This window comes from Polaromonas sp. P1_G2, from assembly GCF_056405515.1.
On the sequence record NZ_JBFUBY010001563.1, the window covers coordinates 1 to 384 of the forward strand.

Annotated in this window: 1 protein-coding gene; it reads right to left on the reverse strand. The window is 63.8% G+C overall.

Going from position 1 to position 384, the window contains the following annotated elements:
• A partial coding sequence (locus AC1D0P_RS31555; RefSeq protein WP_477680327.1) for an aspartate/glutamate racemase family protein occupies positions 1-384 on the reverse strand: 384 nt, incomplete at both ends.

Genomic DNA, 384 nt, shown 5'->3' on the forward strand with positions numbered 1-384 from the left:
GCAAGATCCCTTGCGCGAGGGCACCCAGCCGCATTGGCGCTTGAGGATGGCGGCATATTCGGCGCGTTTGAGGGCCGCGATGGACGGGTCGATCACCGGCACGCCGAGTTCGCGCTCCAATTGCTTGTAGAAGCCGATTTCCATCGTGCAGCCGAGGATCAAGGATTCTGCCCCGCCATCCTCGACCGCCTTGCGGCCGGCAGCGAGCAGGCGGCGGTTGGTCTCGGTATGGTCCTTCTGGAAATCGTCGACGCCCAGGCCGACATCGTAGAAGCCGGCGAGGCGCTCGGCGTGGCCATAGGCATGCACGTTGGACTGCATCTGGTGCGTCCACTTCTTGCGGCCGATGATGATGCCGAAGCGGTTGGAGAGGGTGGATGCGAT